This is a genomic window from Legionella santicrucis (assembly GCF_001468135.1).
In the GTDB taxonomy this organism is placed as follows: domain Bacteria; phylum Pseudomonadota; class Gammaproteobacteria; order Legionellales; family Legionellaceae; genus Legionella; species Legionella santicrucis.
The window spans coordinates 115,420-134,228 of the sequence record NZ_LNYU01000032.1; the positions used below are offsets into that span (position 1 = coordinate 115,420).

Below are 18,809 nucleotides of genomic sequence, written 5' to 3' on the forward strand. Positions count from 1 at the left end.
CCTTACAATATATCAAGGATAATAACATGATTTTTATGCAGAGAACCAGATAAACGATGGCTATTCATACAATTCTTTATTTACCTGACGCTCGATTAAGAGAAGTTGCAAAATCTGTTGTTCATTTTGATGATAAATTACAAACGTTAATTGAGGACATGTTTGAGACTATGTATGCCGCCCGTGGTGTAGGACTTGCAGCACCCCAAATTGGTGTTGGTTTAAGATTATCTGTCATTGATATTGTCGGCGATAAAAAAAATCAACTGGTTATTATCAACCCTGAAATTATAGCCTCTGAAGGGGAAAAAAAATTTGAAGAAGGCTGCCTTTCTGTCCCTGGGGCTTATGATACCGTGATTCGCGCAGAAAAAGTTACGGTAAAAGCATTAGATAGGACAGGTAACCCCTTTGAAATCCAAGCTGATGGCTTACTCGCCGAATGCTTACAACATGAAATTGATCACATGAATGGCAAGTTATTCGTTGATCTGCTCTCGCCATTGAAAAAAGCCATGGCACGGAAAAAATTAGAAAAATTTAAACGCCAACACACACGCAAATCATGAACCAATTAAATATAGTTTTTGCGGGTACACCTGCATTCGGCATTCCTTGTCTTGAGGCATTGTTGCATTCAAACCATCATCTCCAAGCGATTTATACTCAACCCGATCGCCCTGCAGGTCGAGGTCGAAAGCTACAAGCTTCCGCCGTAAAAGAATGGGCTTCATCGCATCAAATCCCGGTCTATCAACCCATTAATTTTAAGAATCCTGAGGCAGTTGCTGAGTTAATGGCTTTAAAACCAGATATCATGGTTGTTATCGCTTATGGGCTAATACTTCCTAAAGCAGTTCTTGAAACACCAAGATTAGGTTGTATTAATGTACATGCTTCTTTATTACCTCGCTGGCGGGGAGCCTCCCCAATACAATCAGCCATTTTGCATGGCGATCAAGAAACTGGGGTCACCATCATGCAAATGGATGTGGGTTTGGATACTGGAGCGATGCTGCATAAAGTAATTTGTCCTATAACATCGACAGAAACTGCAAACAGTTTGCATGATAAGCTAGCTCAAATTGCCGCTCAACCCTTATTAGATACACTTAATGAATTAGCCAACCATACAGCAAAATCAGAAATCCAAAACAATGAATTAGCCACTTATGCCAGTAAAATTAATAAAGAAGATGCTTGTATTAGTTGGCAACAAACCGCAATAGAAATTGATTGCAAAATTCGCGCTTTCAACCCTTGGCCTATAGCATACACCTTCTTTGGTGAAGAGATCTTGCGTATTCACCAAGCCAAAGTTATAGCAACGGCATTTTCGCAAGCTCCTGGCACGGTAGTTAACATTGATAAAAAAGGTTTACTGATTGCAACTGGAGATCAAGGTTTGCTTGTAGAGAAAATCCAGCTCCCTGGTGCAAAAGTCATTTCTATAGCAGATTGGTTGAATTCTTCTAAATCACAAGTACATGTAGGTTTTTGCTTTGATGAACAAGAATAAACCTCCTTCAAAGTTCATCGTAGAGAAAAAAGTGCAAAGAAACTCAAAACAATGCTCCACCGCAATAGAGCCTCGAAAGAAGCCTAATGAACGATTACATGCCCTAAACATTCTAACCCATTTATTGGTTGAAAAAACGCCGTTGTCGCAGCTTATGCCATCCTCTGCTGAAATCTCACCAATGACTAAAGAAATTTGTTTTGGCTTTTGCCGGCATTATTTTCGTCTGCAAGCAATGGCAAATTGCCTCATGCAGAAAAAACCTAAAGAAATAGAAATCTGGGTTGCCCTATTGATAGGAATCTATCAATTGCACTATATGAAGTTACCTGATTATGCAGTAGTTAAAGAAACCGTAGCATTACTTGAAAAAATAAAAAAGGGATGGGCAAAAGGCTTACTAAACGCTGTACTACGTAATTTTTGTCGCCAACATAATGAAATTCTTACTCGACTCAATAAGGATCCCTTGTTTCTTTATGGACATCCTCAATGGTTATTAAAACGTTTGCAAAAGGATTGGCCCAACGACTGGCAAGCAATAACCAAGGCAAACGAAGCCCATCCCCCTATGACTTTAAGAGTTAATCTGAGAAAAATCTCGGTGGTGGATTACTTACATGTTTTAAAACAAGCGGATATTGTAGCCGCTCCTCATCCTATTGCACCCGAAGCAATTGTTCTAGAGACACCTTGTGATGTATATCAACTGCCCGGATTTGCGCAAGGTTTAGTTTCAGTACAAGATGGAGCAGCCCAATTAGCGGCTTCATTATTATCTTTAAAACCAGGCCTTCATGTGCTTGATGCCTGTTGTGCCCCAGGAGGAAAAACCTGCCATATTTTAGAAAAAGAACCTCTTCTCGCAGAATGTGTTGCTGTAGATATTGATTCTAAAAGATTAGGCCGAGTTCGAGAAAACTTAAATCGCCTTGATTTGCATGCTACCTTGCTCCAAGGAGATGCTTTAGACCCATCCCAATGGTGGGACGGAAGATTCTTCGATAGGATTTTATTAGATGCCCCTTGCTCGGCAACTGGAGTTATTCGACGCCATTCAGACATTAAATTACTTCGAAACGATGAAGAAATTGCCGCTATTACAAAAATTCAGCATACTATGCTTCACGCTTTATGGCCTTTATTGGCAAAAGGTGGGGTACTTGTTTATGCCACATGCTCAATAATGATTGCCGAAAACGAACAACAAATAGCTAACTTTATAAAAAATAATCCTGACTGTAATCTAATCACAAAATCTTGGCCCTGGGGACATGCAACAGAATATGGTCAACAAATTCTACCTGGGGAACAAGGTATGGATGGTTTCTTTTACTCTGTATTATTTAAGGATGAAAAATGACCCTCAATTGGCCCTTAATCATCGTTTTATTCTGCTTATCCATTCCGGGGGTAACAATAGCTATAAAGCGTTTAATTTATTTTTTATTACCCGATAACTCTGAAGAGTTAAAAAAGAGAATAAGTCGTTTTGCCATTCTGCAAACTCTATTTATGGTTTTAATCTTGAGTATCGCTGGTTCAGTTTTATCTCCAACTACTGGTTTACGTGCTCCTGAACTTGAAGCACTGTTACAAGGAACCGCTGGGGTGGGTGTACTTTTACCTGTTTTATTTCCCGCACTCTTGTATGCATTTTTCGGACTTCTTATTTTTGGTGTTCTGTATTATGGAGTAATGAAACGAATTATCGATGAAAAAAGTCTAGAAATTATGGAAAAAATTCGTTTTACTCTAGGTGTTGACGGTTGTGTCCTTTATGGAGGTGTTGTAGAAGAAGTCATTGTCCGTTGGGGGCTCATGAATTTGACCTTATTTTTTAGTTTACTTTTTACTAAAGAACATGTCACCATCACTACGTGGATTGCAATTTTTATTAGTGGCTTAATATTTGCTCTAGGACAACTTCCTGCCTACATAGCTGCTGGTTGCGCTTCGAACAGACGCTTCCTCTATTCTTTTGTTATTCTTAGCCTTTACCAATCCCTACTTTTTGGGTACTTATTCTGGCAATATGGACTGATTGCAGCGATATTAGCGCATATGTTGTTTCATTTAGGATGGGCAATATTTAAAAACGTAAAAAAATCGTAAAGAGACCTAGGCTTAATCTTACCTTAACCTTCATCTTTTATTCTACAAACAAGAGTAGTTAATGTTGGGGGTAAGGAAATGGCCACATCAAGTAATGAATTTGCTGCATTAGTAAACCAGTTACATAAATCACCAAATGATCCAGCCATAAAAGCAGCTGTGGTACAGCATTTACCTAAAGTGTTGGCCTTAGCTCAAGATAACCCTATGGCATTATATCATTTAGCGCACATCTATCCGCCAAATTCTTCTCAGTACAAACAAACTATGCGCCAATCTGCTAATTTGGGATGTACTAATGCAATGCTGGTAATGTGCCAAATATTGGCAAAAACAGATGATGTGAATGATTTGAGAAAGGCTGTGCATTATTTAGGAATGATTCAAAGATCTAATGATTCATATATTATAGGGCAGGCCAAAAAACTAGTTACTGAATATCCCCTATTAGCAAGAACAATGAGAGAGCATGCTCAACCTAGGTTGTATCATAATAACAATATTCATCAGTTCTTTACCCGTCAACCAGAAAAAGAGGTAAACAGCAAATATATAGACGCAGCAGCGTGTAAAATTTGATAGAGATGCATTTCACTGAGTACTTCGGTACTCAGGAAATATCAGCTCGGGATAAAGATTTAGTGCCTACTTTGCCTTGCTCAATCTGAGGAGCGCTGCTATTGACTTAAGGAATTCATCCCTACGCTCCGGGATTTGTTTGCAGAACATCGATGGAGGAGGCTCTTAAGTTAATAGCAGTGAAATGTAAAAATAGCCTTTATTATAATCCACAAAAAATCTTATTGGTCATTTACATGACACAAATGGTTTTATTTACTATTTTTAAAATAAATATCTATCTAAGTAGGTGTGAGCCATGCAAAATAAAATTGACGAAACAATTAAATATATTGAAAATGTTCCAGCAACTCAAGTTTTAGAAATGATCAAATCTGGCATAGAACCAATATATACTCATACAAATTTGCAAAGTTGTCAACGATCCAAGCTAGATATTGCTGAAATAATGGCTTGTAATGCCGTATATTCGAAAACAGAAAAACCCAAATACCCTAACGTCCAAAGCCTTATTACCTATCCAATTGAACGTATCGTATACTTCGATACCATTGCAACCATTGAAACAGAGGTTCAATGTGGTGAAGAACTTGATTTATATAAATATGTAGATTACATCTATGACAAAGTTTTTAAACTCGACTTTAAAGAATTTGAGCATGCAATTAAAGAAACAGCGCAAATTACTGCACTAAAAGCTTTTGATGCGATCCATACAGAAGAAGAACTCGATCCTTCTTTGGCTAAATACAAAGAGGTCTACGATAGAATAAAAGTAGCCTTTGAAAGTGGCCTATATCAAGTATCAAATAAATTTTTACTGAAACACAATATTAATCAAGAAGAAGCTTTTCCTTTGTTAGTAAAAATGACCATAGAAGATATGGTTTACAATGAAGAAATGAAAAAATGCATTCAATCGAATATAACGCCTCAAATTGAAAAAATAATTAACCAGGTTATTGCAGAAGAAACTCTTTTTCCCATCCATGATGCAAAGGGAACCGTCATCGGAGAAGCGCCTCTGCAAAAATTATCACTACATCAAGGAGCAGAACGAGTAACACTTATGTTAGCGGGAGCTCCTGCATCAGGAAAAGGTACCATTCTCGCTAAAGTACTGCATGAAGCTAAAACAACAAATGGTATCGATGAACGAGATATGGTAAAAATTAATACGGACACACACCGAATATTAGTATGCCAAGGACGCCAGGAACAATTAGGCACGAATAATGAGCTTCATGTATCTTTAAACAATGATGAAGCATCTTATATTACACTTATGGGCTACGAAAAAATGCGCCAAAAGGTTAATCAAAATAGTGCACCTCATATGTTGATTGATGGAGTAACTCCAGCAAATGATAGAATTCAATTAGGAACCCAGGATAATGGTAAACTTGAAATTTCAATTGTTACAGTTGATCCTGAAAGCTCGGTAAAAAGAGCCCAACAACGTGGGGAAAGTACTGGTCGATACGTACAAACTTCTTATTTAATCAATTCACATCGCAATGTAACTTTATCAACATATGAATTGCTTTCCAATCAAGAATTAATTGGGAATAAAAACATTCAAATCTCTATTTATGATACTAATGTGCCACATGGTGCTACTCCTGTTTATGTTGCATGGATCGATATGAAAGATAAAAAAGCAGAAATTTATGATTCGGAAAAATTAGCGGCATTTCGTGGCAAAAGACATATAGAACCAATTCTTAATAGAGAGCAATTTTTCTCTCGATCGATGAAAAGAAGTTTATCCATAAGCTCCAGTGAACTATTATCTAAATCAGGATATGATGTGAATGATGATAATGATCAAAAACTGGACTATTAAAAGATATTTACCCTGAATAGAGGAAAATCAAATGCCATATAAATCAAGTAAACCTGATAATTCAGATAATCAACATGAATCAATACCAAAAAAATTTTTTGAAAATGAAAAGATAAAAGAAAAAATTAAGGAATATGAGAAAAAAGAACCTTTATTTGATGATGACTACCTTGAAAAACAATTGCAAGAAGAATTATTGAAAGAAAGAGAATCGAATGATGATGAAACTCATACAACAAAGTTTGGCCGAAACTAGCAAAATGATTTTATAAGAATAAGCTTATAAATTGAACTAAGGGGCACATAAAGCAGCCTCGTTCCAACGTATATGTATCCACATGCAACCCTAGGATGCGTTGACAATTTATTCTGTCCCCCACATCCCGCATTTTATACGCGGGATCCACATTATGTAACTCTATTTATTTAATTCTTACAACGCTGAATAGTAATTAATGGTCAACAAGCTCCAATCTTTATAAAATTAAGCCAACAGGAATCGAAAATTCTTTTGGATCTCATTCAAATCAAACTGATTTAAATACAAGGAAAAGCTCATCCACGCACTTAATGCAGCCAAATCTCGGAATGGAGGTGGCAAATAAACAGGATTTGTCAATATCTGACGCTCTTTTAATTCAGTTAGCAAAGGCAAATCATCCAAAACTAATTTACCTGTAAATAATAATGGAATCGACTCCACATGCTTTTTGCTTATCGCAAAACGAATATAATTGTAAATCAGTACAAAACCTTTGGCATAAGAAAGATCTTTTGTAAAAGGACCACCTGTCGGTATACTGCCTCTGAAAACGCGCACTGTTTGATTATAACCATCTTCCTCACTCAAACCACATCCTAAAAAATAGTTATAAATATCGAGGAAGTCTGCCCCTTGTGTGACCATATCTAGTGCAATTACTCTATTAGTAATTTTTAGCATACGACTGGGATATGAAGAAAAGGTCACAACTTCCGTGATCACTGCTAAACCTTCCTGAATAACACTACTTGATGGCGAGCCTTTAGAAAGAAAAAAGCAATTAGGTTGCATCGAACCATTCAAGGTCGTACCCACATGAACCCATCCTTCATGCACCTCCAAATAACGAAGATCTCGATCACTAAACATGGCTTGTTGACTCAGTTTAATACTGTCAGCACCTGCTGAAGCATCTGCAATCATATCGTCACTTACCATAACAGTGACTTTACCTGGATGTTTATCAAAAAATTGTCCTAATCGAGCTTGTAAAATTTCTTGTGCTTGTTGTGGTGTATAATGTTTTACATCTGCTTCAGATTGCAATTGAACACTAAGACCTGTTAATACATCAAAGAGTAATGTTCCCATCTCTGACATACGTGGTCCCCCAGCATAAAATACATCATTTGGACTGCCATACAATTCTGTTGCTATTTCAGAAAATGCAGGCGTACCTCGTGCGGCGAGCATTTGTGTTGCCCTAATGTATTCTTCGCATTGGCGCCGAATTAAACGAGTTAAAGTAGAATATTGTCCCAATTGATTCTGAGCATCACGTAAAATATTTCGAAATTCTTCTTGTTTTTCCAACACATCAAATGGTAAAGGTTTTTTTTCATAATATTCTTTATCAATGGATGGAAGTTTTTTACCTTTATGTTTCAAAAACTCTTTTTTTATAGAATCATCCCATTTGATACTATCAAGAATCCTGATCTTGCGTTGTGCATCTACAATACGCTGCGATAAGTCCTGAACAATAAGTAATTCAGCTGATTCCGATGGTGTCATAATAAACCCTCTATGATACAGGTGGAGCAATACTTACACGTGCATCTTGGTTTTGTTGTGGCAAATCATAAAAATTACTAATATTTGCCCTCGATAATGGAGGTGGAACCTCCAAAACTGGACCATTACGACTATTTAAGTAAAGATGTTCCCCATTACTTGCATAGCGACTGCATCCAGAACAAATTAGAGCAATGCAAACAAGAATAAAACTCAATTTTTTCACTTAGATCAACTCCAAATTCTTCAATATTTTTTCTAAAGGTTCATGATGCTCTTTTGATAAAGGAGTCAATGGCATTCTTAATTCATTTTCCATTAAGCCTATTTTGTTTGCTGCCCATTTTATAGCAATAGGATTTGTTTCAATAAACAATAATTCATATAAAGGCATTAATTGTTCATTGAGGCGCAAACATGCCGCATGATCTCCATCTAAAGCTAAATCACATAATTTTGCCATTAATTTAGCAACTATGTTAGCTGCTGCGGAAATATTTCCTTTAGCTCCAGCTAACATCCAAGAGGCGGCGGTAAAATCATCACCACTAAATACATCAATGCTTCCTTCAGAAAGACGCAAAATTTGTTGTAACCGAGTCATTTGCCCCGTAGCATCCTTGATTCCTACAATATTAGAAATTTTTGCAAGTCTTGCTACAGTTTCAGGCAACATATCACAAGCAGTCCTAGTTGGAACATTATAAAGGATGATAGGCATGGCAACCGTCTGAGCTATTTGGCAATAATGTTGATATAAACCCTCTTGGGTTGGTCTAATATATGCGGGAGTCATAATTAATGCAGCATGTGCACCACATTCCATCGCCTCTTGAGTTAGTTTAATACAATCACGAGTGGCATTCATACCCGTTCCCGCAATGACAGGAATCCGCTCTTTAACTTGATCAACAACAGTTTTAATCACAAGCATCTTTTCTTCGTGGGATAAAGTACCTGATTCACCTGTAGAACCTGCCGCAACCAGACCATGACTACCCATTTCAATATGATATTCGACAAGCTCACGCAGACGCGGTACATCCACTTGATCATTGAGCATGGGGGTTAATAAAGCAACTATGCTTCCTTTAAACATATCTTCCTCTATTTTTTATGATCGATAGTGCTAATACTACTGGAAAATGAGGGTCAGAGTAAAATTTGTCTTTTAAATACCTTCAACAAATACAAAATATGTACAATTATTTGACAAATAATAAAATTTTTGTACTAAAATCATAATGGAGATAAAGCAATTAGAATCTTCTTGCACAAAAAAATCAATTTATAAATGCAGAAATTCTTAAAATCATAAAAGGGAGTTCACTATGAAAAAAATTATTGCTCCATTATTTTTTGTCAGTTTATCAGTTTTTATGCTCGGTGGTTGCACTAATACAGAAGTAGGAACCGGTGTTGGTGGAGCAGCAGGAGCGGGTATAGGATATGCGGTTTCTGGAGGAAGTGCAGTGGGCACAGTAATAGGTGCAGGAGCCGGAGCCCTAGTAGGTAATGCGATTGGCCAGCAACAAGACCGACAATATTACTACCGTCATCGTTATTATCGTCCTGGCTACAATTATTATTATTACTAATATAAAAAATAACTTTAACCTCTATTAAAGAGGTTAAAGTAAACCCATTAGGCTTTTAGTATTAATTCATGTAATGCATCTATAAAAGATTAGGGGCTGTTGACAATTTAGTTCCCACAAATAGATTCACACCATTTAGCTCCCGGACATAAATCTCGGGACATGAAATGAATTGTCAAAAATTCTTAGGGAAGAATAAAGCAATATTTTACTTCCATTGCTATACTTTTAAAAAATTTAGTTCAATCAATATGATTGCCCATTAACTCAAAAATAATACAAGGATTGTTATCATGCGCTTAAAAAATAAAGTAGCTATAATTACTGGAGCCGCCAGTGGAATTGGTAAAGAAATAGCTTTGGTTTATGCAAAAGAAGGAGCGAAAGTTGCAATTGCTGATCTGAATTTATCTCAAGCCAATATCACTGCTGAGGAAATAAAGTCTAAAGGTGGAGAGGCAATGGCTGTTGCCATGAACGTCACCGATGAAAACGAAGTCAATCAAGGTGTAGACGCTGTAGCTGAAAATTTTGGCGGTGTGGATGTTATGGTTAGTAACGCCGGAATTCAAATTATTAGTCCTGTAGATCAATTAGCTTTTTCGGACTGGAAAAAATTAATCTCTATTCATTTAGACGGTGCTTTCTTAACAACACGTGCTGCACTAAAACATATGTATGCTTCTGGTAAAGGAGGCAGTATCATTTATATGGGCTCGGTACACTCCAAAGAGGCTTCGAAGCTTAAAGCACCTTATGTCACTGCAAAACATGGCTTACTTGGTTTATGTCAAGTTGTTGCTAAAGAAGGGGCAGCCCATAATGTAAGAGCAAACGTCATTTGTCCTGGTTTTGTTCGAACACCACTCGTAGACAAACAAATTCCAGAGCAAGCAAAAGAATTAGGAATTACTGAAGAAGAAGTCATTAAAAATGTCATGCTAAAAGATACAGTTGATGGAGTATTCACTACTACTGATGACGTAGCACAAACCGCTTTATTTTTTGCTTCTTTTGAATCTAATGCACTGACAGGACAATCACTTGTAGTAAGTCATGGCTGGTTCATGGAGTAAATAGACATGACTTAAACATAGCTCCACTATTTAGTGGGACAAGCAATTACGGGCGACAAGGATTCAATTATTATAATCTGCCTGTCACCATAAACACATCCAAAAGGAGTTTGGAAATGAACGAAGCAGAGGTAATAGAACAGGCTTTTGCAATGCCACTTACCAGTCCAGCTTATCCACGTGGTCCTTATCGCTTTCTCAATAGAGAATATTTAATCGTTACTTATGAAACGGATATAGATTTATTGCACCAAATAGTCCCTGAACCTTTAGAAGTAGTAGATCCTTTAGTTAAATTTGAATTCATTCGCATGCCTGATTCAACAGGATTTGGTGATTATACTGAATCAGGACAAGTAATCCCTGTACGTTATAAGGGTAAAATGGGAGGATATACTCACGCAATGTTTTTAGATGATCTTCCTCCTATAGCAGGAGGCCGAGAAATATGGGGGTTTCCTAAGAAATTAGCCCAGCCAAAACTGGAGGTCGCTCATGAAACATTACTAGGCACCCTCGAATATGGACCTTTTCGAATCGCAACTGCAACTATGGGCTACAAATACGAAACATTAGATGTAAAAAAAGTAGCAGAGTCAATGAATGCTCCTAACTATTTACTTAAAATCATTCCCCATGTAGATGGAAGTGTCCGTATTTGTGAACTTGTCGAGTATCACTTAGAAGATGTTGTTATCAAAGGATCCTGGCAAGGACCTGCTCAATTAGAATTAGCACACCATGCATTAGCTCCAGTAGCGAGTCTTCCTGTTCATCGCATAGTAAATGCGGTACATATATTATCCGATCTCACTTTACCTTACGGTAGAGTTGTTCACGATTATCTTAAATAAAATTGGCGTGAATAAAGCAAAATCAACGTAGACGAGTAGCCTGGTTGCTTGCAACCAGGAATAGCTCTTCTGCGTTCACAGCAGGCGATGCTTTTTGAAGATTTAGGATTACAAATTAGTCTTAACGAGAAGCACTTAGCATCCAATGTGCTTTTTCATGCGCTGCGATACGCTCACTTAATAATGCTACGGTACCTTCATCACCATTTTCTTGAGCTAAACGAACTGCTTTATTAAGATCTTTAACTAAAGCCTCATTATCTTCAGCTAACTCACTCACCATCTGGTTTGCATCAGCGCTAGAATTACCATCTTTGATTGTTTTTAGTGCATTAAACTCAGAAAAAGTAGCTGGAGCTTTATGGCCTATAATCAAAATTCGTTCTGCAATTTCATCTACAGCATTTGCTAATTGTTTATATTGCATTTCAAACAACTCGTGTAAGCTTTTAAATTGCACACCCTTAACATGCCAGTGGTAGTTTTGCGTTTTAAGATATAAAGCATATGTATCTGCCAATACTACTTCCAATTTTTTAATTATTGTTTCCATCGTTACTCCTAGCTTTGTAATAATTATTGGATGATAAATACTTTTTAGAACCAATAAAAATATTTTATTAAAACTATTAAAAAAAACCCGCCATAAAGGCGGGTTTTAAAAGAATAGGTTAAGAGGAGGCTTACATCATGCCGCCCATGCCTCCCATACCACCCATTCCGCCCATGCCGCCCATATCGCCAGCACCAGCTTCATCTTTCTTTGGTAAGTCAGCAACCATACACTCAGTAGTCAACATTAAGCTTGCTACAGAAGCAGCGTTTTGTAATGCCATACGAGTTACTTTAGTTGGATCTAAGATACCCATTTCAACCATATCACCGAATTCGCCAGTAGCAGCATTGAAACCGTAGTTGTCTTTGTTTTCAGCTACTTTGTTTACAATGACAGATGCTTCGTAACCAGCGTTAGATACGATCTGGCGCATTGGAGCTTCAATAGCACGACGAAGAATGTTGATACCCATACTTTGATCGTCGTTATCGCCTTTCAAAGAATCCAAAGCTTTTTGTGCGCGAATTAAAGCAACACCACCCCCAGCAACAATACCTTCTTCTACAGCAGCACGGGTAGCGTGTAATGCATCTTCAACACGAGCCTTCTTCTCTTTCATTTCTACTTCGGTAGCAGCACCAACTTTAATCACCGCAACACCACCAGATAATTTAGCAACACGCTCTTGTAATTTCTCACGATCGTAGTCAGAAGTAGTTTCTTCAATTTGAGCACGAATCTGAGCAATACGCGCATTGATTTCTGCAGCTTTACCTTCACCATCAATAATAGTGGTATTTTCTTTAGTCACTACGATGCGTTTCGCAGTACCTAAATCTTCTAAAGTAGCAGCTTCTAAGCTTTTGCCAATTTCTTCAGAGATTACTTGGCCATGAGTCAGAATTGCGATGTCTTGTAGCATTGCTTTACGACGATCACCAAATCCTGGAGCTTTAACAGCACATACTTTAACAATACCGCGCATGTTGTTAACTACTAAAGTAGCTAAAGCTTCACCTTCAACATCTTCAGCAATAATCAATAATGGACGGCCAGATTTTGCAACACCTTCCAATACAGACAACATATCACGAATGCTAGAAATTTTCTTATCAACTAACAGAATGAATGGATGCTCAAGCTCACAAGTCATGCTTTGTTGATTGTTGATGAAGTATGGAGAAATATATCCACGATCAAACTGCATCCCTTCAACAACAGATAATTCATTTTCCAATCCATTACCGTCTTCAACAGTAATAACACCTTCTTTACCTACTTTATCCATTGCACTAGCAATAATTGAACCAATTGCTTCATCAGAGTTAGCAGAAATAGTACCTACTTGTGCAATTGCTTTGTTGTCTTTGCAAGGCTTAGACATGGTTTGTAATTTTTTGGTGATTGCAGAAACTGCTTTATCAATACCACGCTTCAAATCCATAGGATTCATGCCAGCTGCAATTGCTTTATAGCCTTCAACCACAATAGCACGAGCCAATACAGTAGCAGTAGTTGTACCATCTCCAGCGGTATCAGAAGTTTTAGAAGCGACTTCTTTAACCATTTGAGCGCCCATATTCATAAAGCGTTGATCAAATTCAATTTCTTTAGCAACAGACACACCATCTTTAGTTACAGTAGGTGCACCATATGATTTTTCTAAAACAACATTACGGCCACGAGGTCCCATTGTTACTTGAACTGCATCAGCTAATGCATTAACACCAGCAAGCATTTGTAGGCGAGCATCGTCACCAAAACGTAATTCTTTTGCCATTATCTCTATCTCCTAATGAAACAAATTATTTCTCAATAACACCCATGATGTCGTCTTCACGCATCACAACCAGTTCTTTACCGTCGATTTTTACTTCAGTACCTGAATATTTACCAAATAAAACAATATCACCTACTTTTACTGCTAAAGCGCGAACATCGCCGTTATCTAATATTTTACCCGCGCCAACAGCAATGATTTCACCACGCATTGGTTTTTCAGTAGCGCTATCTGGAATAACAATACCACCAGCTGTGGTACGCTCTTCTTCCATACGACGAACAACAACTCGATCGTGTAAAGGACGAATTTTCATGCTTCTATCTCCTGATTAATTAAACTTTAAACTCATTTACAATGTTACTGAAACGCATATGGGGACAAAGAAAAAACTTTCAAGGGTTAAAACAAAAAAAATTTTAGTTTTAACTTTATTCACACTACACTATGTTCTGATATAGTTATTTACATGTTTCGGGCATGGCATAGAAATCTTAGATGCTAACTGTTCCAGACTCTAATTTTATTAAAAAGGTTGCAGAATGAGAAAATGGTTTTTATTGGTATTTTGTTACATTGCTGCATTTGCTCTACATGCAAACCCACTTCCTGCTGCGGAAGTGTTTCATGTGAATGTAGCAAAAGTCGATCCCAATACTTTTGCTATCAATTTTCAAATAAAGCCAGATTATTTTCTATACAGTAAACGTATTAAGCTCACATTTAAATCAGGAAGTAGCATTAATTTAGGCCCTCTTCGTTTGCCCCCTACAGTAAAAAAAACTGACAAGCAAGGACATGTTTATGCTGTATATCGCAACCAAGTTTCTATTCCAGTGAGTATTTTAGCCGATCAACCAGGAGAAACGTATGTTGATTTGCGCTACCAAGGATGTTCCGACGATGGCTTTTGCTATGCCCCAGAAACAAAAATAATACGGTTATCTATAGATAACAAGTTGGCATTGACTCAAGCAAACCTAGAACAATCAAGTAATGAACCTGTAGTTGCAGAAGAAACTCAAAATGACAACATTTCAAAAGTCTTCTTGAGTCATAACTGGCTTATTATTCTTATTACTTTTTACGGCTTTGGTTTACTTTTATCATTTACCCCGTGCATCCTACCAATGGTTCCAGTTTTATCTGGAATCATAGTTGGCCATGGGAGAGAACTTTCAACCCAAAAAGCTTTTTTCCTCTCTTTAAGCTATGTCTTAAGTATGTCGATAACCTACGCAATAATTGGAGCGGTAGTCGCCCTGCTCGGAGCCAATCTGCAAATCAGCATGCAATCACCTTGGGCTATAGGAATATTCAGCCTAATTTTTATTCTTTTAGCCTTATCCATGTTTGGATTTTATGAATTTAAATTACCGCATTCTTGGCAAGCAAAAATACACGGTACAAGTAATCGAAGGGGTGGCCACTATCTAGGAGCTGCAATTATGGGATGTTTGTCTACTCTGATTCTTTCTCCTTGCGTTACTGCGCCTCTAATTGGAGTACTCACTTATATTGCTCAAACTGGAAATGTTCTTTTGGGTTGTTTAACATTATTCATCTTGGGTTTGGGAATGGGCACGCCTTTACTTCTGATTGGTACCTCCGCAGGCAGATGGTTACCAGAAACTGGCAGTTGGATGAATACGATTAAAGCACTTTTTGGTATTCTTTTCATTGCGGTTGCTATTGATTTACTCTCTCGTATAGTTCCTTCTTTAATCAGCATGGGTTTATGGGCTTGCTTACTTATATTTTCGGGTATTTACAGCGGTGCATTAACCTACTCTACAACAAATCGTGAAAAATTCAGCCAAGGAATGGGATTGATTTTGCTCGTATATGGTTTCTTAATTTTAGTAGGTGCCAGTATGGGAGCGACCAATCCTTTGCAACCTTTAACTACTGCATACACAGCAAATATCCCCCAGGTTAAAACACAACAAGTACAGGGTTTAAGTGACATAAAGCAGGCAATTTTAGAATCGCAAGGCAAGCCCATCATGTTGGACTTTTATGCAGATTGGTGCCATTCCTGCAAGGTTATGGAAGCAACCACATTTAAAGATTCTCAAGTACAAGATGCCTTAACGCGATTTACGGTAATTAAAATCGATGTTACCGCACAGAACTCTGAAAATAAGGCGATACTTACTTACTTTGATGTTGTAGCACCCCCTACTTTTATCTTTTTTAACACAAAAGGAACGGAACTGAATCAGTTTAAACTAGTGGGTGAAATTTCTACCAATAAATTCTTAAAAACTTTAAATCAAATCCAATAAACATAAGCAGTCAGGCCTTGCCTGACTTCATTTATCTTTTAATCCCTCAAAGGCCTAAATTCACTTAAGCTGTTCATTGTTAAATTCTTTGCAACCTACCTATTAAGAAATTATTATGCAACCGAATACATGTAACTCATTGTTAATTATTTATTATTTGTAAATTTCATATCACATATAAACAAATTTTATTGGCAAAAAAAAGACCTATTTGTGTAGTATTTCAAAAAATTCAACTTTTTAGGAGCATTTGATAATGACAAAAAAAACCCATCATGAATTATATGAGGGACAGATGATAATCACCTTTGCTGATCTTGAAGGAGATTTAAGTTTTTTAGAACGAAGTTTAGCTCTTTATAAAAACAAATATAAGGAAAGTTTTACTGGACTTGCTCTAGAGAAAAACGATTTTACATTAGTAACAAAAGAAGGCAAAACCTATATTCAACTACCCCAAAACGTCTTTTGTGTGAATATTGGTGACCTTACTGATAAATCGCGCAGTAATACAGGTCGAAAAAATCCCCATAATATACGTCTCGTTGACATTATCAACAATACTCATGAGATGTATGGAGAGCGAATGATTTCCATTCTTGGTAATCGCGAAACAACCAAGCCTCGCATCTTAAATGAGCTAAAAATCGAATCTATCAATCAGGTATTTCTAAACGATATTCAATTAACTCCAGAAGAACGTCAAAAAAAAGGAGCAGCTCGTAATTCCTCTCTTGTTTGGGTAGATGGTAACGATAAAACAAAATTATTTTTAACTTATCTGATGGACGAGTTAAAATGGCCTCAAGATTCTAGTTCTCAAGAGTTAATCGCTTTATTTAATACATTAACTGAGACTAAAAAACAAATTCTATTTACAAAATGGCAATTTGCAAATAGTACTGGTGCTCCTGAATTATGGGAAGATCTGGCTTTAGAAAAAGGTTACGCTCATTGGCAAAAGAATAAAATAGTGGTCGATAATGAAGAGGGCACTTTGGAATTTGTGAAAGATTACTTCACCAACCCTAATAGCCCTTATGTCAAATATCTTGGTCATTGCCAAATAGCTGCACAAATTGGTAACACATTATTTACTCATGGTGGAATTGATAATAATTCTTTTATCTTGCCTCGTACTTTAACTGAATTAGTTGATGCCCAGACATTAGCTCAAATTTTTAACAATGATATCCCTAAAGCAAATGAAAAAGGCAGATTAGTTGCACGAAATATTAAAGAATTGCTAGACGCTGAAAATGCTTGGTATGCGGCTTTATACAAATTATACGCTAATGCAGCACAATTAGATGAACAAGCAACTTCACGCCTCAATAATGGGCTAGCTGAACTTATCAATATGGGACTTCCTGCTGCACGCAATAATGGAGAAACCTTAATCCATGGGGCTTTTGGAAGTGCTTTAAATGAAGAAACACTGCGTAAACTTTCAGAAAGCGGTGTGTATGATCTATATCATGGCCATGTTCCTGCGGGACGCCCTCGAATTTGCAAAACGGTTTATACTAAGGATGGACAAGAGATAGTCTTTCATCGCATTGGTGGGGATACATGTAATTATCGTAAAAATGAAGCCGCAATTGCAATAAGCATTCAAAAAAAGAACGATTTAACTTATATAAACATCGATCAAATTGATGAACAGGTAGAAGCCAACCATATCTCAACCACGCTACCTGTAAAAAATCAAGATGGCACACTAAGAGACAAAGGCCTGCAGACCCTCATTGGTACCCCTATTAATTTCTCCGATACCGACAAAGGCTGGCATATTGTAAGATGTTTAAAAGGGAAAGAACAATTTGAGCTTTTCAAACAAAATGGTCCTCCAAGTTTTAAACCAGACTCCAAGGTGGTTAGTCTCGCAGAATTGATAAACTTACAACTTAATGAGTTGACGAAGAAGGAAAAAGCATTAAATGAAGCTACAGCGTTTGCAGATGAAAAGAGCAAGGACTTTAAAAAATTAAAAAATGAAACTAAAGAGTTAATAGATCAAAAAAATAAGGATATTGAAGAATTAAAAAATGAAATAAATAGGTTTTTAGATTCATTTGTTGATGTCTTTAGAACTAATGTGAGATTACACATTGAAAAAGAAAACTTAATGTATCTAGTGAATGATAAAAATGAACATAAGTATTTTGAGCTCATTCAAAATAAGTTGCTGCCGATGACTCAAAAATACTACGATTATCTTAAATCTCAAGATTTAACGAGCATGAATAAAACAAAAAAAATAAGAACAGAAAGTAAAATTAATTTAATGAAGCACTTGATACACGATTTGAATGATACAAAGTCTTCTTGGAGGCCGTCCGATCGTGTTAATCAGTTTTTTATCACCCTTAATGATGGAGCTGAAACCCTAAAAACGCATCGTGATTCCTTATCAAGATTCATTACCAATGTGATGTATGCTGCACGCCATCTTATCACTACATTATTACCAAGTCTGTTGTATCTAACCCCCTTCACCCCAAGCGATAAGACAACAAGCAACTCCATGAGTTTCTGGAAATCCCGAGGTAGTAAACTTCACGAAAATCTGGAGGAATCTCGAAAAAGCATGTCTCTAAATTAACGTTATGGATAAGAAAGTGAATCATCCACTCAGCCTCATTGCTATTGGCTTAAGGAACTTGTAGTCGGCCTCGCGCAAGCGAGGACCCATGTCGATGGAGACGTAATGCTCCTGTAGAAATGGATTTCCGCTTGCGCGACAATGACGAAACCATTAATTCATCCATCATCTTTTTTCATTTAGACCACACCGCATACTTTAAGTACGAGAAAATTA

18 protein-coding genes are annotated in these 18,809 nt (G+C 37.0%); 12 read left to right on the plus strand and 6 right to left on the minus strand.

The window, feature by feature from the left end; genetic code table 11:
- The first annotated feature begins 56 nt into the window (after nucleotides 1–56).
- The 7 genes from def to Lsan_RS08120 all read left to right on the plus strand — a co-directional run bounded on the left by def (nucleotide 57) and on the right by Lsan_RS08120 (nucleotide 6,315).
- On the plus strand, nucleotides 57–569 hold the full coding sequence (gene def / locus Lsan_RS08090; RefSeq protein WP_058513917.1) for a peptide deformylase: 513 nt from the start codon (nucleotides 57–59) through the stop codon (nucleotides 567–569).
- Entirely contained in the window at nucleotides 566–1,519 is a 954-nt protein-coding gene (gene fmt, locus Lsan_RS08095) for a methionyl-tRNA formyltransferase (RefSeq protein ID WP_058513918.1), read from the plus strand. Before def ends, fmt begins: the two co-directional genes overlap by 4 nt.
- A complete protein-coding gene (gene rsmB, locus Lsan_RS08100) occupies nucleotides 1,506–2,882 on the plus strand; it encodes a 16S rRNA (cytosine(967)-C(5))-methyltransferase RsmB (RefSeq protein ID WP_058513919.1) in 1,377 nt (458 codons plus the stop codon). Before fmt ends, rsmB begins: the two co-directional genes overlap by 14 nt.
- On the plus strand, nucleotides 2,879–3,634 hold the full coding sequence (locus tag Lsan_RS08105) for a CPBP family glutamic-type intramembrane protease (RefSeq protein WP_058513920.1): 756 nt from the start codon (nucleotides 2,879–2,881) through the stop codon (nucleotides 3,632–3,634). Before rsmB ends, Lsan_RS08105 begins: the two co-directional genes overlap by 4 nt.
- Nucleotides 3,635–3,712: 78 nt before the next feature.
- Complete coding sequence (locus Lsan_RS08110; RefSeq protein ID WP_058513921.1) at nucleotides 3,713–4,213, plus strand: hypothetical protein; 501 nt, start codon at nucleotides 3,713–3,715, stop codon at nucleotides 4,211–4,213.
- Nucleotides 4,214–4,511: 298 nt separating this feature from the next.
- On the plus strand, nucleotides 4,512–6,059 hold the full coding sequence (locus Lsan_RS08115; protein WP_058513922.1) for a zeta toxin family protein: 1,548 nt from the start codon (nucleotides 4,512–4,514) through the stop codon (nucleotides 6,057–6,059).
- A gap of 31 nt (nucleotides 6,060–6,090) precedes the next feature.
- The gene (locus Lsan_RS08120) at nucleotides 6,091–6,315 is read left to right on the plus strand and encodes a hypothetical protein (RefSeq protein WP_058513923.1); all 225 of its coding nucleotides are present in this window, start codon (nucleotides 6,091–6,093) and stop codon (nucleotides 6,313–6,315) included.
- A gap of 228 nt (nucleotides 6,316–6,543) precedes the next feature.
- Here the strand turns inward: Lsan_RS08120 and Lsan_RS08125 are convergent, their stop codons facing one another.
- The 3 genes from Lsan_RS08125 to dapA are packed head-to-tail and all read right to left on the minus strand — an operon-like array spanning nucleotide 6,544 to nucleotide 8,935.
- Nucleotides 6,544–7,836 carry a flavohemoglobin expression-modulating QEGLA motif protein gene (locus Lsan_RS08125; RefSeq protein WP_058513924.1) on the minus strand — a complete coding sequence of 431 codons (1,293 nt, stop codon included), beginning with the start codon at nucleotides 7,834–7,836 and terminating at the stop codon, nucleotides 6,544–6,546.
- 10 nt (nucleotides 7,837–7,846) lie between these two features.
- Nucleotides 7,847–8,062: a hypothetical protein gene (locus Lsan_RS08130; protein ID WP_058513925.1), complete on the minus strand. Its 216-nt coding sequence runs from the start codon at nucleotides 8,060–8,062 to the stop codon at nucleotides 7,847–7,849.
- Nucleotides 8,063–8,935, minus strand: coding sequence for a 4-hydroxy-tetrahydrodipicolinate synthase (dapA, locus tag Lsan_RS08135; RefSeq protein WP_058513926.1), 873 nt, complete (start codon nucleotides 8,933–8,935; stop codon nucleotides 8,063–8,065). It lies immediately after the preceding gene.
- Between the two features lie 232 nt (nucleotides 8,936–9,167).
- On the opposite strand from dapA, the gene Lsan_RS08140 reads away from it, so the two are divergent.
- From Lsan_RS08140 to Lsan_RS08150, 3 genes are all read left to right on the plus strand, one after another.
- A complete protein-coding gene (locus tag Lsan_RS08140) occupies nucleotides 9,168–9,434 on the plus strand; it encodes a glycine zipper domain-containing protein (RefSeq protein ID WP_058513927.1) in 267 nt (88 codons plus the stop codon).
- A 293-nt stretch (nucleotides 9,435–9,727) separates the two neighbouring features.
- Nucleotides 9,728–10,510 (plus strand): 3-hydroxybutyrate dehydrogenase, encoded by a 783-nt coding sequence (locus Lsan_RS08145; RefSeq protein ID WP_058463451.1) that lies wholly within the window; start codon nucleotides 9,728–9,730, stop codon nucleotides 10,508–10,510.
- 116 nt (nucleotides 10,511–10,626) lie between these two features.
- Nucleotides 10,627–11,364: an acetoacetate decarboxylase gene (locus tag Lsan_RS08150; RefSeq protein WP_058513928.1), complete on the plus strand. Its 738-nt coding sequence runs from the start codon at nucleotides 10,627–10,629 to the stop codon at nucleotides 11,362–11,364.
- 121 nt (nucleotides 11,365–11,485) lie between these two features.
- On the opposite strand, the gene Lsan_RS08155 is transcribed toward Lsan_RS08150, so the two are convergent.
- The 3 genes from Lsan_RS08155 to groES form a co-directional block, all read right to left on the minus strand.
- Nucleotides 11,486–11,917 carry a Dps family protein gene (locus Lsan_RS08155; protein ID WP_058513929.1) on the minus strand — a complete coding sequence of 144 codons (432 nt, stop codon included), beginning with the start codon at nucleotides 11,915–11,917 and terminating at the stop codon, nucleotides 11,486–11,488.
- 130 nt (nucleotides 11,918–12,047) lie between these two features.
- Nucleotides 12,048–13,700, minus strand: coding sequence for a chaperonin GroEL (gene groL, locus Lsan_RS08160; RefSeq protein WP_058513930.1), 1,653 nt, complete (start codon nucleotides 13,698–13,700; stop codon nucleotides 12,048–12,050).
- Between the two features lie 25 nt (nucleotides 13,701–13,725).
- Nucleotides 13,726–14,016, minus strand: a complete 291-nt coding sequence (groES, locus tag Lsan_RS08165) for a co-chaperone GroES (protein ID WP_058459691.1) — start codon at nucleotides 14,014–14,016, stop codon at nucleotides 13,726–13,728.
- A gap of 226 nt (nucleotides 14,017–14,242) precedes the next feature.
- On the opposite strand from groES, the gene dsbD reads away from it, so the two are divergent.
- Complete coding sequence (dsbD, locus tag Lsan_RS08170) at nucleotides 14,243–15,988, plus strand: protein-disulfide reductase DsbD (protein ID WP_058513931.1); 1,746 nt, start codon at nucleotides 14,243–14,245, stop codon at nucleotides 15,986–15,988.
- Nucleotides 15,989–16,244: 256 nt separating this feature from the next.
- The gene (locus tag Lsan_RS08175) at nucleotides 16,245–18,593 is read left to right on the plus strand and encodes a hypothetical protein (protein WP_058513932.1); all 2,349 of its coding nucleotides are present in this window, start codon (nucleotides 16,245–16,247) and stop codon (nucleotides 18,591–18,593) included.
- The last annotated feature ends 216 nt before the right edge of the window (nucleotides 18,594–18,809 follow it).